The sequence below is a fragment of the Pseudomonas sp. AC229 genome (genome assembly GCF_979254655.1).
Window position 1 is genome coordinate 124,735 of the sequence record NZ_CEEDHK010000016.1, and the last position, 15,299, is coordinate 140,033.

Annotated in this window: 15 protein-coding genes and 1 riboswitch; of the genes, 13 read left to right on the forward strand and 2 right to left on the reverse strand. The window is 62.8% G+C overall.

The window, feature by feature from the left end:
* Positions 1-103 precede the first annotated feature (103 nt).
* The 12 genes from AC0IW7_RS21235 to AC0IW7_RS21290 all read left to right on the forward strand — a co-directional run bounded on the left by AC0IW7_RS21235 (position 104) and on the right by AC0IW7_RS21290 (position 8,823).
* A complete protein-coding gene (locus AC0IW7_RS21235; RefSeq protein WP_122493442.1) occupies positions 104-775 on the forward strand; it encodes a riboflavin synthase in 672 nt (223 codons plus the stop codon).
* A gap of 21 nt (positions 776-796) precedes the next feature.
* Complete coding sequence (gene ribBA / locus AC0IW7_RS21240; RefSeq protein ID WP_122453958.1) at positions 797-1,888, forward strand: bifunctional 3,4-dihydroxy-2-butanone-4-phosphate synthase/GTP cyclohydrolase II; 1,092 nt, start codon at positions 797-799, stop codon at positions 1,886-1,888.
* A gap of 172 nt (positions 1,889-2,060) precedes the next feature.
* Entirely contained in the window at positions 2,061-2,537 is a 477-nt protein-coding gene (ribH, locus tag AC0IW7_RS21245; RefSeq protein ID WP_110617310.1) for a 6,7-dimethyl-8-ribityllumazine synthase, read from the forward strand.
* Complete coding sequence (gene nusB / locus AC0IW7_RS21250; RefSeq protein ID WP_463551331.1) at positions 2,534-3,031, forward strand: transcription antitermination factor NusB; 498 nt, start codon at positions 2,534-2,536, stop codon at positions 3,029-3,031. Before ribH ends, nusB begins: the two co-directional genes overlap by 4 nt.
* A gap of 8 nt (positions 3,032-3,039) precedes the next feature.
* Positions 3,040-4,014 (forward strand): thiamine-phosphate kinase, encoded by a 975-nt coding sequence (gene thiL, locus AC0IW7_RS21255; RefSeq protein ID WP_471820656.1) that lies wholly within the window; start codon positions 3,040-3,042, stop codon positions 4,012-4,014.
* Positions 4,001-4,528 carry a phosphatidylglycerophosphatase A family protein gene (locus tag AC0IW7_RS21260; RefSeq protein WP_122493439.1) on the forward strand — a complete coding sequence of 176 codons (528 nt, stop codon included), beginning with the start codon at positions 4,001-4,003 and terminating at the stop codon, positions 4,526-4,528. Before thiL ends, AC0IW7_RS21260 begins: the two co-directional genes overlap by 14 nt.
* A gap of 30 nt (positions 4,529-4,558) precedes the next feature.
* Entirely contained in the window at positions 4,559-5,308 is a 750-nt protein-coding gene (locus AC0IW7_RS21265) for a substrate-binding periplasmic protein (protein ID WP_471820658.1), read from the forward strand.
* 68 nt (positions 5,309-5,376) lie between these two features.
* Positions 5,377-5,994, forward strand: coding sequence for a retropepsin-like aspartic protease family protein (locus AC0IW7_RS21270; protein ID WP_471820701.1), 618 nt, complete (start codon positions 5,377-5,379; stop codon positions 5,992-5,994).
* 4 nt (positions 5,995-5,998) lie between these two features.
* Positions 5,999-6,868: a class A beta-lactamase gene (gene bla, locus AC0IW7_RS21275; RefSeq protein ID WP_471820660.1), complete on the forward strand. Its 870-nt coding sequence runs from the start codon at positions 5,999-6,001 to the stop codon at positions 6,866-6,868.
* A gap of 124 nt (positions 6,869-6,992) precedes the next feature.
* Positions 6,993-7,613: a GTP cyclohydrolase II gene (ribA, locus tag AC0IW7_RS21280; RefSeq protein ID WP_122493436.1), complete on the forward strand. Its 621-nt coding sequence runs from the start codon at positions 6,993-6,995 to the stop codon at positions 7,611-7,613.
* Positions 7,610-8,026 (forward strand): MFS transporter, encoded by a 417-nt coding sequence (locus AC0IW7_RS21285; RefSeq protein ID WP_471820662.1) that lies wholly within the window; start codon positions 7,610-7,612, stop codon positions 8,024-8,026. The genes ribA and AC0IW7_RS21285 overlap by 4 nt, the downstream gene beginning before the upstream one ends.
* Positions 8,026-8,823 carry a cobalamin-binding protein gene (locus AC0IW7_RS21290; RefSeq protein ID WP_471820664.1) on the forward strand — a complete coding sequence of 266 codons (798 nt, stop codon included), beginning with the start codon at positions 8,026-8,028 and terminating at the stop codon, positions 8,821-8,823. Before AC0IW7_RS21285 ends, AC0IW7_RS21290 begins: the two co-directional genes overlap by 1 nt.
* A 283-nt stretch (positions 8,824-9,106) precedes the next feature.
* Here the strand turns inward: AC0IW7_RS21290 and AC0IW7_RS21295 are convergent, their stop codons facing one another.
* A complete protein-coding gene (locus tag AC0IW7_RS21295; RefSeq protein WP_471820665.1) occupies positions 9,107-11,008 on the reverse strand; it encodes a TonB-dependent receptor domain-containing protein in 1,902 nt (633 codons plus the stop codon).
* Between the two features lie 89 nt (positions 11,009-11,097).
* A riboswitch (cobalamin riboswitch) is annotated at positions 11,098-11,329 on the reverse strand.
* 59 nt (positions 11,330-11,388) lie between these two features.
* Entirely contained in the window at positions 11,389-13,566 is a 2,178-nt protein-coding gene (locus tag AC0IW7_RS21300; protein ID WP_471820666.1) for a methyl-accepting chemotaxis protein, read from the reverse strand.
* A 324-nt stretch (positions 13,567-13,890) separates the two neighbouring features.
* Between AC0IW7_RS21300 and hemN the strand changes: the two genes are divergently transcribed.
* Positions 13,891-15,273 (forward strand): oxygen-independent coproporphyrinogen III oxidase, encoded by a 1,383-nt coding sequence (gene hemN / locus AC0IW7_RS21305; protein ID WP_471820668.1) that lies wholly within the window; start codon positions 13,891-13,893, stop codon positions 15,271-15,273.
* Positions 15,274-15,299: the final 26 nt, after the last annotated feature.

Consider the following 15,299-nt stretch of genomic DNA (forward strand, 5'->3'; position numbering starts at 1 on the left):
GAGACATCCCTTTCGATCCAACACGCCCTGTTTTTTATTAAACAGGAGTTCGATCCATGCTTAATCGTGCTGTTTTTCCGGCACCTCTTACTGAGGAGGCCGCATGTTCACCGGAATAATCGAAGCCCTCGGCACCATTCGCGCCCTGACCCCCAAAGGCGGCGACGTACGCGTGTACGTGGAAACCGGCAAGCTCGATCTGGCCGACGTCAAGCTCGGCGACAGCATTGCCGTGAACGGCGTGTGCCTGACCGCCGTGCAGTTGCCGGGCGATGGGTTCTGGGCTGACGTCAGCCGCGAAACCCTGGCCTGCAGCGCCTTCAACGACTTGAAAGCCGGCAGCAAGGTCAACCTGGAAAAGGCCCTGACGCCCAGCAGCCGCCTGGGTGGCCACTTGGTTAGCGGCCACGTCGACGGCGTCGGCGAAGTGATCGCCCGCGAAGACAACGCCCGCGCTGTGCAATTTCGCATCCGCGCCCCACGCGAGCTGGCCAAGTACATCGCCTTGAAAGGCTCGATCACCGTCGATGGCACCAGCCTCACGGTCAACGGCGTCAATGGCGCTGAATTCGAGCTGACCATCGTGCCGCACACCCTCGGCGAAACCATCATGGCCGACTACCGGCCGGGCCGCCGCGTGAACCTTGAGGTCGACCTGCTGGCGCGTTACCTGGAGCGCTTGCTGCTCGGTGACAAAGCCGCCGAGGCCACTGCGGCTGCGCACGGTTCGTCCGGCCTGACCGAAACTTTCCTGGCCGAACACGGCTACCGCTAATTACGACGTAAGGCATGCCCCATGGCTCTTAACAGCATCGAAGAATTGGTTGCCGATATTCGCGCCGGCAAAATGGTCATCCTCATGGATGACGAAGACCGCGAGAACGAAGGCGACCTCATCATCGCCTCCGAATGCGTCACCGCTGAACACATCAACTTCATGGCCAAGCACGCCCGCGGGCTGATCTGCATGCCCATGAGCCGCGAGCGTTGCGAAACCCTCAAGCTGCCGTTGATGGCCCCGCGCAATGGCTCGGGCTTTGGCACCAAGTTCACCGTTTCCATCGAAGCGGCCACCGGCGTGACCACCGGCATTTCTGCCGCCGACCGCGCCCGCACCGTGCAAGCCGCTGCCGCGAAAGATGCCAAGGCGGACGACATCGTCAGCCCCGGCCACATCTTTCCGCTGATGGCCCAACCGGGCGGCGTGCTAGCCCGTGCAGGCCACACTGAAGCCGCGTGCGACCTGGCGCGCCTGGGCGGTTTCGAGCCGAGCGGGGTGATCTGCGAAATCATGAACGACGACGGCACCATGTCGCGCCGCGCCGAGCTGGAAGCGTTTGCCGAGCTGCATGACATCAAGATCGGCACCATTGCCGACCTGATTCACTACCGCCTGATTCACGAACACACGGTAGAGCGCATCTCCGAGCAATCGCTGGACAGCGAACTGGGCCACTTCAACCTGGTGACTTACCGCGACTCGGTCGAAGGCGACATTCACATGGCGTTGACCCTCGGCAAAATCTGTCCGGAAGAACCCACGCTGGTGCGCGTGCACAGCATGGAACCGCTGCGTGATTTGCTCATGGTCAAACAACCGGGCCGTTGGAGCCTACGCGCGGCCATGACCAAAGTGGCCGAGGCCGGCAGCGGCGTGGTGCTGTTGTTGGGCAACCAGTTGACCGGCTCCGACTTGCTCGCGCACCTGGAGCAACAGTTGGGCGGCGAGCAGAAAGCCAGCGCCACCACCTACAGCACCGTGGGCGCCGGCTCGCAGATTCTGCGTGACTTGGGCGTGCGCAAAATGCGCCTGCTGAGTTCACCGGTGAAGTTCAACGCGATATCGGGCTTTGATCTGGAAGTTGTAGAATACCTGCCCTCCGAATAACCCGAGGTACCTGCTGCGCTCGGTCATGCGGCGTTAAAAACGTGTTCGATACCCGTTTTTGCCTTGCCTGACCTGCGCTCGCGACGGTCCTGAATTTTTAAATAGCCGGGGGATTGGGCAAACGCCCGCCCAGGCTCTTAACTCTAAATTGCTCTTTCAAGACGAGAACGCCATGACCCTGAAGACCATCGAAGGTACTTTCATCGCCCCCAAAGGCAGCTATGCGCTGGTGGTAGGCCGCTTCAACAGCTTCGTGGTCGAAAGCCTGGTGAGCGGTGCCGTAGACGCCCTGGTGCGTCACGGCGTGAGCGAAAGCGACATCACCATCATCCGCGCGCCGGGTGCGTTTGAAATTCCGTTGGTTGCCCAGAAAGTTGCTCAGCGCAGCGAGTACTCGGCCATCATCGCCCTGGGCGCGGTGATTCGTGGCGGCACCCCGCACTTCGAATACGTAGCCGGCGAATGCACCAAGGGCCTGGCCCAGGTGTCCATGGAGTTCGGCGTGCCGGTTGCTTTCGGCGTGCTGACCGTCGATTCCATCGAGCAAGCCATCGAACGTTCCGGCACCAAAGCCGGCAACAAAGGCGCTGAAGCGGCCCTTTCCGCCCTGGAAATGGTCAGCCTGCTGGCGCAGTTGGAGGCCAAGTGATTAACGACGAAGACGACAGCTTCAACCCCCCGGCAGAGAAAAGCCCGAACGCGCCCACCGGCAAGATCGCGGCCCGCCGTCAGGCGCGCAGCCTGGCCATGCAGGCGTTGTATCAGTGGCACCTGGCAGGCCAGTCGGTGAATGAAATCGAAGCGCAGTTTCGCGTCGACAACGATTTCACCAGCGTAGACGGCGCCTACTTCCGTGAAATTCTGCACGGCGTACCGGCGCACAAAACTGAAATCGACGAGGCGTTCGCGCCTTGCCTGGACCGCGCTCAGGACGAGCTCGACCCGGTTGAGCTGGCCATCCTGCGCTTGTCCACGTTTGAAATGCTCAAGCGTATCGACGTGCCGTATCGCGTGGTTATCAACGAAGGTATCGAGCTGGCCAAAGTGTTCGGCGCCACCGACGGGCACAAGTTCGTCAACGGTGTGTTGGACAAATTGGCACCGCGTTTACGCGCTGCTGAAGTCAACGCCAACAAGCGTTGACCGGAGCCGTGGGTGAGTTCGAGCTGATCCGTCGCTACTTCGCCGCTGCGCCCTGTGCGCAGTCCGGCGAGGCCGTGGTGCAGGGCATTGGCGACGATTGCGCGCTGCTGGCCCTGGACGCTGGCGAACAGCTGGCGGTTTCCACCGACACGCTCGTGGTCGGCGTGCATTTTCCTGAATTTTGCGATCCATTCCTGCTTGGCCAGCGCGCGCTGGCGGTGTCTACCAGTGATCTGGCGGCCATGGGTGCTGCGCCCATTGGTTTTACCCTCGCCCTAACCCTGCCGCAGGCCGATGCCGATTGGCTGCAAGGCTTCGCGGCCGGGCTCAACGAAATGGCGCAGGCCTGTTCGATGCGCCTGATTGGTGGCGACACCACGCGCGGGCCGCTGACCCTGACCCTCACCGTATTTGGCCGCCTGCCGGCCGGCCAGGCGCTGACCCGTGCGGGCGCCGAGGTGGGCGATTTGCTCTGTGTGGGCGGTGCGTTGGGCGATGCGGCGGCGGCGTTGCCGTTGGTGCTCGGGCAGCGCACGGCAGCGGCTGAAATAGCCGAGCCGCTGCTGGCGCGCTATTGGTCACCGCAGCCGCAATTGGCGCTGGGTCAGGCGCTGCGCGGCAAGGCCACGGCAGCGCTGGATATTTCCGATGGCTTGCTTGCCGATTGCGGCCATATCGCCTTGGCCTCGGGCGTGGCCTTGCACATCGAGCGTGAGCGGTTGCCGTTGTCGCCGGCAGTGTCGGCCTGGCTGGACCGCGACGCCGCCTGGCAGTGCGCTGCCAGCGGTGGCGATGATTACGTGCTGGCCTTTACCTTACCGCCCAGGCACCTCGCCTCGCTTCAGCAAAACGGCTGGCCCGTGACGGTCATCGGTCGAGTGGAGAGCGGAAAAGGGGTGCACTTCCTGGATTCATCCGGTCATAGCCTTGCGCCTTCTTCGCGCGGCTTTTTACATTTTGGGGGCTCGGGTGACGCAACCTAGCAAGAAAACGGTTCCTGACGCTCCGCCTTCGGTGTGGCGCAATCCGTGGCATTTCCTGGCCTTCGGGTTTGGCTCGGGCACGTTGCCCAAAGCACCGGGCACCTGGGGTTCGTTGGTGGCGCTGCCCTTTATTCCGCTGTGGCAAATGCTGCCCGACTGGGGCTACTGGCTGATGCTCGGCGTGACCATGCTGTTCGGCTTCTGGCTGTGCGGCAAAGTGGCCGATGATTTGCGTGTGCATGACCACGAAGGCATCGTCTGGGACGAAATGGTCGGCATGTGGATCACCCTCTGGCTGGTGCCGGAAGGCTGGGGCTGGTTGCTGCTAGGCTTTGTGATGTTCCGCATTTTCGACATCCTCAAGCCGTGGCCGATCCGCTGGATCGACCGGCATGTGCACGGCGGCGTCGGCATCATGCTCGACGACCTGCTGGCCGGGGTGTTCGCCTGGCTGGCCATGCAACTGGTGGTGTGGGGCTGGGCCCAATACTGGGTGCACTCAGTGGCAAGCTAAGTGGCACGGCGGCGTTTAAGGGAACGAGCTATGCGTGGCAGGTGGTTATCAGGCAAGTGGTTCGCTCGGCTCATGGCGGTGGCGCTGCTTGTGGCGGCTGGCGGACCGATGGCGCTAGCCGCCACGCCCACGCAAATCCGCCTGGCCAGTGAGGTGTGGGTTGACCACACCAACGCCGACGGCAGCGGCATGGCCTGGGATATTCTTCGCGCCGTGTTCGAACCCGCCGGCATTCGCCTGAACATTCACAGCGTTCCTTACACCCGCTCGGTCGGCCTGGTGCAGCGCGGCGGCGCCGACGCGTTCGTGGGCTCGTATATGAACGAGATCCAGGACGGCGTGTTTTACCCCCGCTGGCACTACGACGCCGACCGCATCAGCGCCCTGGGCTTGGCCGATGCGCCGGCCATCAACCTGCAAAACGTCGGCACCTTTCGCCTGGCCTGGGTGCGCGGTTATGCCTACGAAAAATATCTGCCGCATTTGAACCACTACCAAGAAGTTTATCGGCGCGACGGTATCCTCTCGATGCTCGAACTCAAGCACGTCGATTTCTACCTCGACGCCCGCACCGAAGTGCAAGAAGTGCTCGAGGAGGCCGACGACGCCACGCGCTTTCGCGCCACCGAGCTGACTGACTTGCCGCTGTACCTGGGTTTTGCCGATACCGCTGATGGTCACGCGCTGGCCCAGGTATACGACGCGCGCATGGAGCTGCTGGTGAGAGACGGCAGCCTGCGGCCCATTTTCGAGCGCTGGCAGCAACCCTATCCCTTTTGAATAACCACCACGCAACAGGCATCGACGCTATGACAAAGCACAGGAAGTACGCGCTGGCTGCCGGGCTGATGAGCCTGCTTTCATTCGGCGTGGCCATGGCGGCCGAACAGGTCATGGTGGTCGGCCTGTTTCCAGGCGCGGCGGTGATCAACGTCGATGGCGAGCGCAAGCTGGTGAAGGTCGGCAAAACCGGCCCCGGCGGCGTGGTGGTGGTCAGCGCGGACGGCAGAGGCGCGGTGCTGCGCGTGGATGGCGTGGAACGTCTGTATCCGCTGGAACGCGAATACAGCCAGGGCTTTGCCATTCCCACCAAAACCCAGGTGAGCATCGCCAAAGGCTTGGGCGGGCATTACTGGATTGCCGGTTCGGCCAACGGCCAGCCGGTGCAATTTCTGGTCGACACCGGCGCCACCACCGTCGCCATGAACGACTCGCAAGCCCGGCAGTTGGGCATCGATTACCGCGCCGTGGGCAAACCCACTGTCGTCAGCACAGCCAGCGGCACCGCCAACGCCTGGCGCGTTTCGCTGGACCGAGTGAAAGTCGGCGCCCTGGAATTGCTCGGCGTGGAAGCCACCGTACTCGACGGCCCGGCGCCCACCGAAGCGCTGCTCGGTATGAGCTTTCTCAACCGCGTGCGCTGGCGCGAAGAGCAGGGCGTGTTGATTTTGGAATCGAAAAACTAGGCCTATGACGCTTCTCTTAAAACGCCGCACCTTTCTCTTCGCCGCCGCTGCATTGCCGCTGTTGCCCGCCTGGGCCGTTGAGTCGAGCGATGCGGTGCAACGCCTCAAACAACTGGAAACCACCTTCGCCGGCCGCCTTGGCGTGGTGGCGCTGAACACCGGCAATGGCGAGGTGCTCAGTTACCGGGGCGACGAACCTTTCCCCTTGTGCAGCACCTTCAAGGCCATGCTCGCCGGCGCCATTTTGCAGCGCAGCGTGTTAACGCCTGGGCTGTTGGACGAGCGAATCACCTTCCGCAAAAGTGACTTGGTCTCGTACTCGCCGGTCAGCGAAAAGCACGTGCAAGACGGCATGACTGTCGCCGAGCTGTGCGCCGCCACCGTGCAGTACAGCGACAACAGCGCCGCCAACCTGCTGATGAAATTGCTCGACGGCCCGGAAGGGCTGACCACCTTCGCTCGCTCCATCGGCGATCACCACTTCCGCCTGGAACGTTGGGAAACCGAATTGAACAGCGCCATTCCTGGCGACCTGCGCGACACCACCACACCGCTGGCCATGGCCCATAGTCTGCAACGTCTTGTTGTCGGTGACGCCTTGCCGGATTCGCAGCGCCAGCAACTGCAAACCTGGCTGCGGGGCAACACCACGGGGGCCACGCGTATCCGCGCTGGCGTACCGGCGAATTGGCAGGTTGGCGATAAAACCGGCACTGGCGATTACGGCACCACCAACGATGTGGCTGTGCTCTGGCCGCCGGGCAAAGCGCCGGTTGTGTTGACGCTGTACCTGACGCAAACCACCAAGGACGCAAGCCCGCGTAACGAAACGCTGGCGGCGGCCACGCGCGTGGTGGTCGATTGGTTGCAATGAGGCTATATCGATCAACCACTTTGATCTTTATAGCCAGCAATTCAGGCTGACCGACGCGCAAAGCCTGCTGCTACAATGCCGCCCCCGTGCGAAATTTCCGCCATTTCCTTATTAGGAGCTTACGGTGTCTGTCGTCTTCGTCGCCGCCTCCCAACTGCCCACTCCCTTTGCCGTCTTCACCATGCATGGCTTTCTTGAAGAAGGCACCGGCCGTGAACACGTCGCGCTGACTCTCGGCGATGTGGCCGACGGCGCGCCCGTGCTGGGCCGTTTGCACTCCGAATGCCTCACCGGTGATGCCCTGTTCAGCCTGCGCTGCGACTGCGGTTTTCAACTGGAAGCGGCGTTGGCTGCCATCGCCAAAGAAGGCCGCGGCGTGCTGCTGTACCTGCGTCAGGAAGGCCGTGGCATTGGGTTGATGAACAAAATTCGCGCCTATGAACTGCAAGACGGCGGCGCCGATACCGTCGAAGCCAACGAGCGTCTGGGCTTCGGCGCTGACCAGCGCGACTACTCGATTTGCCTGCCGATGCTCAATCACTTAGGCATCACCTCGCTGAAACTGATGACCAACAACCCGCGCAAACTCAAAGCGCTGGCCGACATGGGCATTCCGGTGGCCGAGCGCAAGCCGCTGCAAATCGAACACAACCCGCACAACAAGTACTACCTCGCGACCAAGGCCGGCAAACTCGGCCACCTGTTGGGCAACCAACACCAGGGCGAGGCCGAGGAAAGCCTGTGACCCGCAACGAGGTGCGCAAGCGGCTCGACCTGCTGTGGTGGCGGCAACTGGCGCTCACCTTGGCACCGGTGTTTATCGTCAACCTGCTGTTCGGCGCCGGTAAAACCGTGTCGGTGCTGGCCATGCCGCTGTTCATCGGTGGCCTGGCTTCCTTGTTCGTCAGCCTGCCGTTATTCAGCGCCTACAAGCGCGGCCTGATCGCCACCGAACAAGCCCTCGACACCCCGGAAGAGCCCGCCGCCTGGCTGGACCTCGCCGCTCGCCGTCGTCTGGCCTTCCTCGGCGCAGGCCTGCCCGCCTGGATCGCCGCCATCGCCGTGTTTACCGGCCTGGAAGCCATTCCGCTGATTCTCCTCGCGCTGGCCAGCGTTGTGCTGCTGGCGCTCTACCGTATCCCTCGCCAACTCGGCTGATGCGCCTGTTACTCGTCTGCCTGCTGTGGGCGCTGGCCTGGCCGGCAGCGGCGCAATTGCGGGTGGTGAGCCTGGCGCCATCGCTTAGCGAAATCATGCTCGAACTGGATGCCGCCGACTTGCTGGTTGGCGTACTCGACGGTGGTGAACGCCCGGCTGCCCTGGCCGCGTTGCCTTCGGTGGGCCGCTACGGCCAGCTGGAAATGGAAAGCCTGCTGGCCCTGAAACCCGACGTGCTGCTGCTTTGGCCCGACAGCATTAGCGCGGCGCAACGCCACCAATTGCTCGGGTTTGGTATTCCGCTGTTCGAGGCTCAGCCGCGCACCTTGCTGGAGCTGGCCGAGCAGTTTCAGGCGATTGGCGAGCGGGTGGGGCGCGCTGAAAACGGCCGCGAGCGCGCCGAGGCATTTCGCCAGCGCCTGGCATCGCTGCAACAGCGCTACCGGCGTGAGGTGCCGCTGCCGGTGTTTTATCAGGTATGGAATTCGCCGCTGTACACCGTGGGCGGGGAGCAAATCATCAGCGATGCGCTGAGCGTATGCGGGGCGAAAAACGTATTTGCCGACGTTGCCCTGCCAGCGCCGCAGGTGAGCGTGGAAGCGGTGCTGCAGCGCGATCCTCATGTGATTGTTGGTGGCGATCAGGCGCAATTGGACAGCTGGGCGCGCTGGCCGCAGCTTAAAGCGGTGCAGCGTGGGCAATTGCTGGTGCTGCCGGATAAAGGCATTGAGCGGCCGAGCTTGCAGATGCTTGGGGCGACTGAGCGGCTTTGTGAGGCGTTGGCGGGGATGCGTTGAGCGTTGTGGCTGAGCGGAAATGCTGCCCAGCCGCTCTTACAGCAACCGGATTTTATAGCGCGCCCGGCTCGAAATTCTGGATCCCCGCGTGCGCGAGGATGACGGAGGTTTATGTCATTTCCCCCGTCATCCTCGCGCATGCGGGGATCCAGAATTGTGGTCTTTACGCAACTCTTTGGCCGTTTATGCAAAAAAGCATCGCGGCTAAAGCCGCTCCCACAGGGGACGCGCGCGCGGTTTATAAAACTGTAGCAGCGGCTTCAGCCGCGATTCCTGCAACCGCCTAAATCGCCGGCGTCCACACAAACCCAACTGTCGCCGTGCGCCCATCCTCCCGATACCCGTGGTACTCGCCATCATGGTTGTACAGCGCCCGGCTGTAGTCTTTATCCAGCACGTTATCGACACTGAAATTCAGCGCCAGCTCGCCGGTCGCCTGCCAACTGCTGCGCAGTCCCAGCAGTCCATATCCGGCCAATTCCCGCGTATTACCCACGTCGTCGTAGCTGCCGCTCACGGCTTGCCAATTGGCGCCGACGCTCAGTGCGCCAAAGCGGCGATCAAGGTCCAGGTTCAAGGTGCGCTTGGCCCGGCGCGGCAAGGCGTGGCCGGTTTCGCGGTCGCGGGCGTCGAGCCAGGTGGCGTTGGCGGAGGCTTGCCAGCCGAGCACGTCACGCTCCAGCGTCAGCTCCACGCCTTGTAAGCGCGCGGTGTTGAGGTTCACCGCGCAGTACAAAAACGTCGTTGGGTCGCAGAGCACGGTGCTGATCAGGTCGCGCACGTCGTTGCGGTACGCGGCCAGGCTCCAGCGCGTGGCCAGGTGCTCGCCGCGCACTTGCAGCTCGTAGGTTTTCGAGTGCTCGGGCGACAAACCGGGGTTGCCGATATAGCCGTTGCCGTCATCCGGCCAGTACAGCTCGTTGTAAGTCGGTGCGCGGAAGCCTTCGCTGTAGGAGGCGATCACCGAAGTGCTGTCGCCCACCGGCACGGTCAGCGCGCCGTTCCAGGTGTTCTCGCTGCCGAACTGTTCGTTCTTGTCGTGGCGCACGCCCAGCTCGGTGGCGAACCAGTCGCCTTGAAAACGGTGCTGCGCAAACGCCGCCTGGTTCCAGCGCGTTTGCTGGTCGTATTGGGTGCTGCTGTGCAACTCGTCTTGGTAAAAATCTACCCCGGCGAGCACGGTGTTTTGCTCGTCCAGTTGCAGGGTGTTCAGCCACGAAGCCGAGTCGCGGTAGGTGTTGAACACGCTGACTTCGTCGCTGAGTTTGTCTTGGCTTTTCTGCCGGCTTTCGCTGTGGCCGACTTCCCAGCGGCTGCTCCAGAGGTCGTTGAACTGCGCGTCGAGAAAAGCGCTGGCGCTGCTCAGGCTGAAGTCGGTGTAAGGCTGCTGCGGATAGCTGAGAAAGGTGCTCATGTCGAAGCGACCGAACGGGTTGTCGTATTCGTTGCGCCCGCGTTGGTCGAGCACGCTGACGCCACCTTCGACGCGCTCGTTGAATGCGTGGCTCAGGTTGAAGCTCAGGGCCTTGTTGCGGTACGCGTCGTGGTCGCTGTCGGCGGCATAGGACGGCCCCGTGCGGTCGCTGCCGGCGGTTTCGTCGAGGCTGCCGTTGAGGCTGAAGCGCGTGTATTCATCGCCGCCGCTCAAGCCCAGGCTGCGCTGCCAACTTTGATGGCTACCTGCGCTGACAGCCAGACGCGGTTGCAAGCCGCTGTCGCCTCGGCGAGTGAAAATTTGCACCACGCCGCCAATCGCATCGCTGCCGTACAAGGCTGAGCGCGAGCCGCGTACCACCTCAATGCGTTCGATTTGTTCGAGGCTCAGAAACTGCAAACTGGCGCCGCCATCGGAAGCCGAGCCGACGCGTTGACCGTCCACCAGAATCAGGCTCTGGGTGTTGCTGCTGCCACGAATGAATAGCGAGGTGTTGCTGCCGCGCCCGCCGTTCTGCACCAGTTGCACGCCGGGCACGCGGGTGAGCAGATCGGTGATAGAGCGCGGCTGTAGGCGTTCGATGTCAGCGCGGGTGAACACCGTGGCAGCAGCGGTGGCCTGCGCTAACGGCTCGGCGTTGCGGCCGGAGGTGATGACCATTTCTTGCAGCTTCAGCGCGTGGTCAGTGCTTTGCGCCTGCACCACAACGGGCAGCAGCAGCGCGGGCAGGGCGAGATGTCGGTACTTCATGGAGTATTCCTCAAAAGATTTTTGAGGAGGGCATGGGCAAGCGTGGCGCGTGAACGCGCCTGCGCTTGATGGTGCTGCCCTCCGCAACACCAGTCGATTCCATGCAGGCCGGTCTCCGGGCTCTCGACTGAAAGGGCATCCTTTCCTGCCGCGATCACCTTCCCAGGTACAACCCAGTGGTGTGTCGATCGGGCATGCAGCGTGGCTGCGGTCGATTACCGTTGCGGGGGCAGCGCCGGGATGGCTCCTATGGAGCGCACCGGCTTCCCGTTTAACGCCGGGCTCGTGTGAGCCGGACGCACCTGCGTGGATAAACGCCGCGCACCGTAGCGGTGGCGGCGGGGTGGGTCAAGAGGGGGCAGCGTTGCAGCAAACGCGGTTTACGCGCTTGGCTCTGCCTGCCCAAGCCGGCTGGCGGCTTTGTGCAGGTCGAGCACCAACCGCTCCAGGGCGCGGGCGGCGAGCTGGGTCTGGTTCGCGGCCTCGGCGCTTTGGCCCGCGCCTGAACTGATGGTTTGCGCTTGCAGATTGGCGGCTTGAGCCTGGTCGCGCTGCGATTGCATGGCGCGGCTGATTTCGCCGATCTGCATTTGCATACCGGCCACTTCCTCGTGAATGCGCTGCAGGGCCTGGTTCGCCTGGGTGGCTTGCTCGACGCTGGTGCCGACGCTGGTTTGGCATTGCTGCATTGAGCCAACCGCCTGCACGGCTTGCTGGCGCATGCTGTCCAGGCTCTGCGCGATGGCTTGCGTCGCCTCGGCCGTGCGCTGTGCCAGGTTGCGCACTTCCTCGGCAACCACCGCGAAACCACGTCCCGACTCGCCGGCGCGCGCCGCTTCGATGGCGGCATTGAGCGCCAGCAGGTTGGTCTGCTCGGCGATGCCGCGAATGGTTTCGCTGATGCTCTGCACCGCCACCGTGTGTTGGCTCAGGCCTTCGATGGTGCGGGTGGCATCGCTGACCAGGCTGGCCAGGCGGCTGATTTGTTCGGTGGTTTGCTGGACCACGCAGGCACCTTCCTTGGCCAGTAGCAGCGCTTGTTGCGAGGCATGTTCGCTGCCCAGGATGTGCTCAGTCATGGCGCTGATGCTGTGACTGACCCCTTGGGTGGCTTCGGCGGTCGCTTGGGCGGCGCTGTTCTGTTGGTTCGCACACAGGCTGACGGTGCTGGAGGTCTGGTTGAGTGCAGCGCTGGTGTGGTGCAGCGCACTGCCGGCAGAGACGATGCTCTGCATGGTGTCGTCCATTTTGTCGACGAAACTGTTCACCCAGCCCGCCAGCGAACCGGTTTCATCGGCTTGCAAATGGTTGGCGCTGAAGCGATTGCTCAGCGGCGCGCCGCACTCGGCGGTGTCCAGAAAGAAGTCGCACAGCGCCTGCAATTTCTGGCTGCGCGGACGCAGGCTGAAGTACCAGAAGCTGAACAACGCCAGCGCGCTTACGCCCGCCAACGTCCAGGACAAGTGTTCACCGTGCCAACCCAGGCCCGCCTGCGCGCCATAGAGCAGCGCGGCAGCGGCGCCGACATTCAGCAGCAGCGCTTTGAGCAAGGTGTAACTGAGGCTGCGCGGGCGATACACCTCTTCCAGATCGCCCTCGCACATCATCCCCCAGGTATCGGGCGAGCCGGGCAGGTTGAGGGTCAGACCGGCGCCCACTACCGGCACGCGGCGGTAGTCCGGGTAGCCGGGATAGAGCACAAACAGGTTGCTGCCGCAGCGCATGGTTTCGCGCACGCCGGGGTGTAACTCCTGGGTGGCGGGGTCGGTAAAGCGCAGTTCGAATTCGGTGTGCTGGGTGACGCGCACGGTGCCGAACGGGGTGTGCACGCCATCCTTGAGGTTCTCGCCGGCGCTGAAGGTGCTGTCTTCAAAGCGTGAGCGCGACAGCGCGGTGCCGGGCGCGATGGCCGGGTCATACACCGACTTGATCATGAATAAGTAGTTGTCGCCGGAGTCGCGGTACACATGGCCGGCTTCGCGCTGGATCAGGTCGCTCATTACGTCGTTGGGAACGCGCGCGCACAGGCAGGCAACGGTTTTGCCTGCGACGATCAGCGGCTGGTGAAACATCAGCGTCACGGCGTCATGGAAGCGCGAGGTGGTGGCGCCGAGCGTGGCGGTGACTTCATCTTTATAAGGCCCGAGCAGAAACGGCGCGCGCAGACCGGCGGCCAGCGCCTTGGCGTCGTGGCGTTGCCCCACTCGCGGCGCGTGGCTGGAGGCGAGCACCGCGCCCTCAGCGCTGACCACAAACAGCTCCGACACCTCGCGCATCGGCTCGGCAATGCGCTGCAACTGGGCGGCATCCACGCGCGGCCATTGCTCGCTCAGCGTTGCCGCTACCTGATGCAGTTGCTGCCAATGTTGCTGCGTCCAGCCGAGCAACAACTGCGCGCGCGTGTTGGCCATGCCGGTAAAGGTTTTTTCCAGTCGCGCCGCCTGGTTGCGGTTGATCAGGCTGGCCCAGCGCAAGGCCCATTTGTTGTGCGTGCCCCACCAGGGCAGCCAACGCTTCTCGCGGCCGCTGAGGGCCATCTCGTGACTTTTAAGGTGCATGTCGGTGCTCGCAAATGACAAAGGGCAGTGCTTTGTCTAGCGTGCGCTTATTGCAATAACAGGACCGAAAGGCGCCGCTACTGGCCGATTGATGGCGCAATGACGCATTTCGCCAGATGAATGTCGCTTTTCCAGATGGGACGTACGTACTTTCCTCTGAATGACGTTGCCTCGAACCGGCCGTAGCGCTGTGCATGCGCTGAATTGGTGCATGTCACGCGTCGGCTCTCCTGTAGGGATTTTCCGTCGGGTTGCGTCAAGTCAAGATCCGCTTTGTCGCAGCTTCCTAGACTGGCCGCCCACGCACTGCACCGGACCGCCGCCATGCTCGACGCCATTCATTGGGATGCTGACCTGATTCGCCGTTACGACCGCCCCGGTCCTCGCTACACCTCATACCCCACCGCGTTGCAATTCAACGAAAACGTCGCCGGCAGCGCCTTGGTGCATGCCCTGAGCGAAAGCCGCGCGGCGTTGCGGCCGTTGTCGGTGTATGTGCACGTGCCGTTCTGCGCCAACATTTGCTACTACTGCGGCTGTAACAAAGTGATCACCAAAGACCGTGGCCGCGCGGTGCCGTATTTGCAGCGCCTGCATGAAGAAATCAGCCGCGTCGCCAGTCAGCTCGACCGTCGCCAGGTAGTCGAGCAACTGCATTTTGGCGGCGGCACGCCGACCTTTCTTGGCCACACCGAGCTGCGCGAATTGATGCAGCACCTGCGTGAAAACTTCACCCTGCTCGACGGTGACAGCGGCGACTACGGCATTGAGATCGACCCGCGCGAAGCCGACTGGTCGACCATGGGCTTGCTCCGCGAACTGGGCTTCAACCGCGTCAGCCTGGGCGTTCAAGACCTCGACCCGCAGGTGCAACAAGCCGTCAACCGCCTGCAAAGCTTCGAGCAGACCCGCGCTATTGTTGAAGCGGCCTGGACCCTGCAATTTCGCTCGGTGAATATCGACCTGATCTACGGCCTGCCCAAGCAAACGCCCGATCGTTTTGCCCGCACGGTGGACAAGGTGATCGAGCTGCAGCCCGATCGTTTGTCGCTGTTTAACTACGCCCACTTGCCCGAGCGTTTTATGCCGCAACGGCGTATCAGCGCGGATGACCTGCCAAGCCCGGCGGCCAAGCTGGAAATGCTCCAGCGCAGCATCGAACAGCTGACAGCGGCGGGCTATGTGTACATCGGCATGGACCATTTCGCCCTGCCGGACGACGAGCTGGCGGTGGCGCAGGAAGATGGCATGTTGCGGCGCAACTTCCAGGGCTACACCACCCATGGGCATTGCGACCTGGTGGGGCTGGGCGTGTCGGCCATCAGCCAGCTGGGCGATGTGTACTGCCAGAACAGCAGCGACCTGCCGCGTTATATGGCCGCCATCGACGAAGGCCATTCAGCCGTGGTGCGTGGGCTGTTGTGCAACGATGACGACCGCATTCGCCGTGCCGTCATCCAGCAACTGATCTGCGCTTTTAAACTCGATTTCAGCCTGATCGAAAGTGCGTTCAACATCGAGTTTCGCGGTTACTTCAGCGAGGTGTGGCCACAGCTGCAGCAGTTTGCGCGGGACGGGCTGATCACCTTGAGCGACACCGCCATTCAGGTGCTGCCCGCCGGGCGTCTGTTGGTGCGCTCGGTGTGCATGTTGTTTGACCACTATTTAAGCGAGCAGAACAGCGAGCGATTCTCGCGGGTGATTTAAACAAAAAGGCCGGTCAATAGACCGGC

Bases quoted from the DNA above. Each gene is read 5' to 3' on its own strand.
- AC0IW7_RS21270 (WP_471820701.1), top strand. From the start codon at position 5,377: ATGAGCCTGCTTTCATTCGGCGTGGCCATGGCGGCCGAACAGGTCATG.
- AC0IW7_RS21235 (WP_122493442.1), top strand. From the start codon at position 104: ATGTTCACCGGAATAATCGAAGCCCTCGGCACCATTCGCGCCCTGACC.
- AC0IW7_RS21300 (WP_471820666.1), bottom strand. From the start codon at position 13,566: ATGCACCTTAAAAGTCACGAGATGGCCCTCAGCGGCCGCGAGAAGCGT.
- AC0IW7_RS21295 (WP_471820665.1), bottom strand. From the start codon at position 11,008: ATGAAGTACCGACATCTCGCCCTGCCCGCGCTGCTGCTGCCCGTTGTG.
- ribH (WP_110617310.1), top strand. From the start codon at position 2,061: ATGACCCTGAAGACCATCGAAGGTACTTTCATCGCCCCCAAAGGCAGC.
- ribBA (WP_122453958.1), top strand. From the start codon at position 797: ATGGCTCTTAACAGCATCGAAGAATTGGTTGCCGATATTCGCGCCGGC.
- hemN (WP_471820668.1), top strand. From the start codon at position 13,891: ATGCTCGACGCCATTCATTGGGATGCTGACCTGATTCGCCGTTACGAC.
- AC0IW7_RS21265 (WP_471820658.1), top strand. From the start codon at position 4,559: ATGCGTGGCAGGTGGTTATCAGGCAAGTGGTTCGCTCGGCTCATGGCG.
- AC0IW7_RS21290 (WP_471820664.1), top strand. From the start codon at position 8,026: ATGCGCCTGTTACTCGTCTGCCTGCTGTGGGCGCTGGCCTGGCCGGCA.
- bla (WP_471820660.1), top strand. From the start codon at position 5,999: ATGACGCTTCTCTTAAAACGCCGCACCTTTCTCTTCGCCGCCGCTGCA.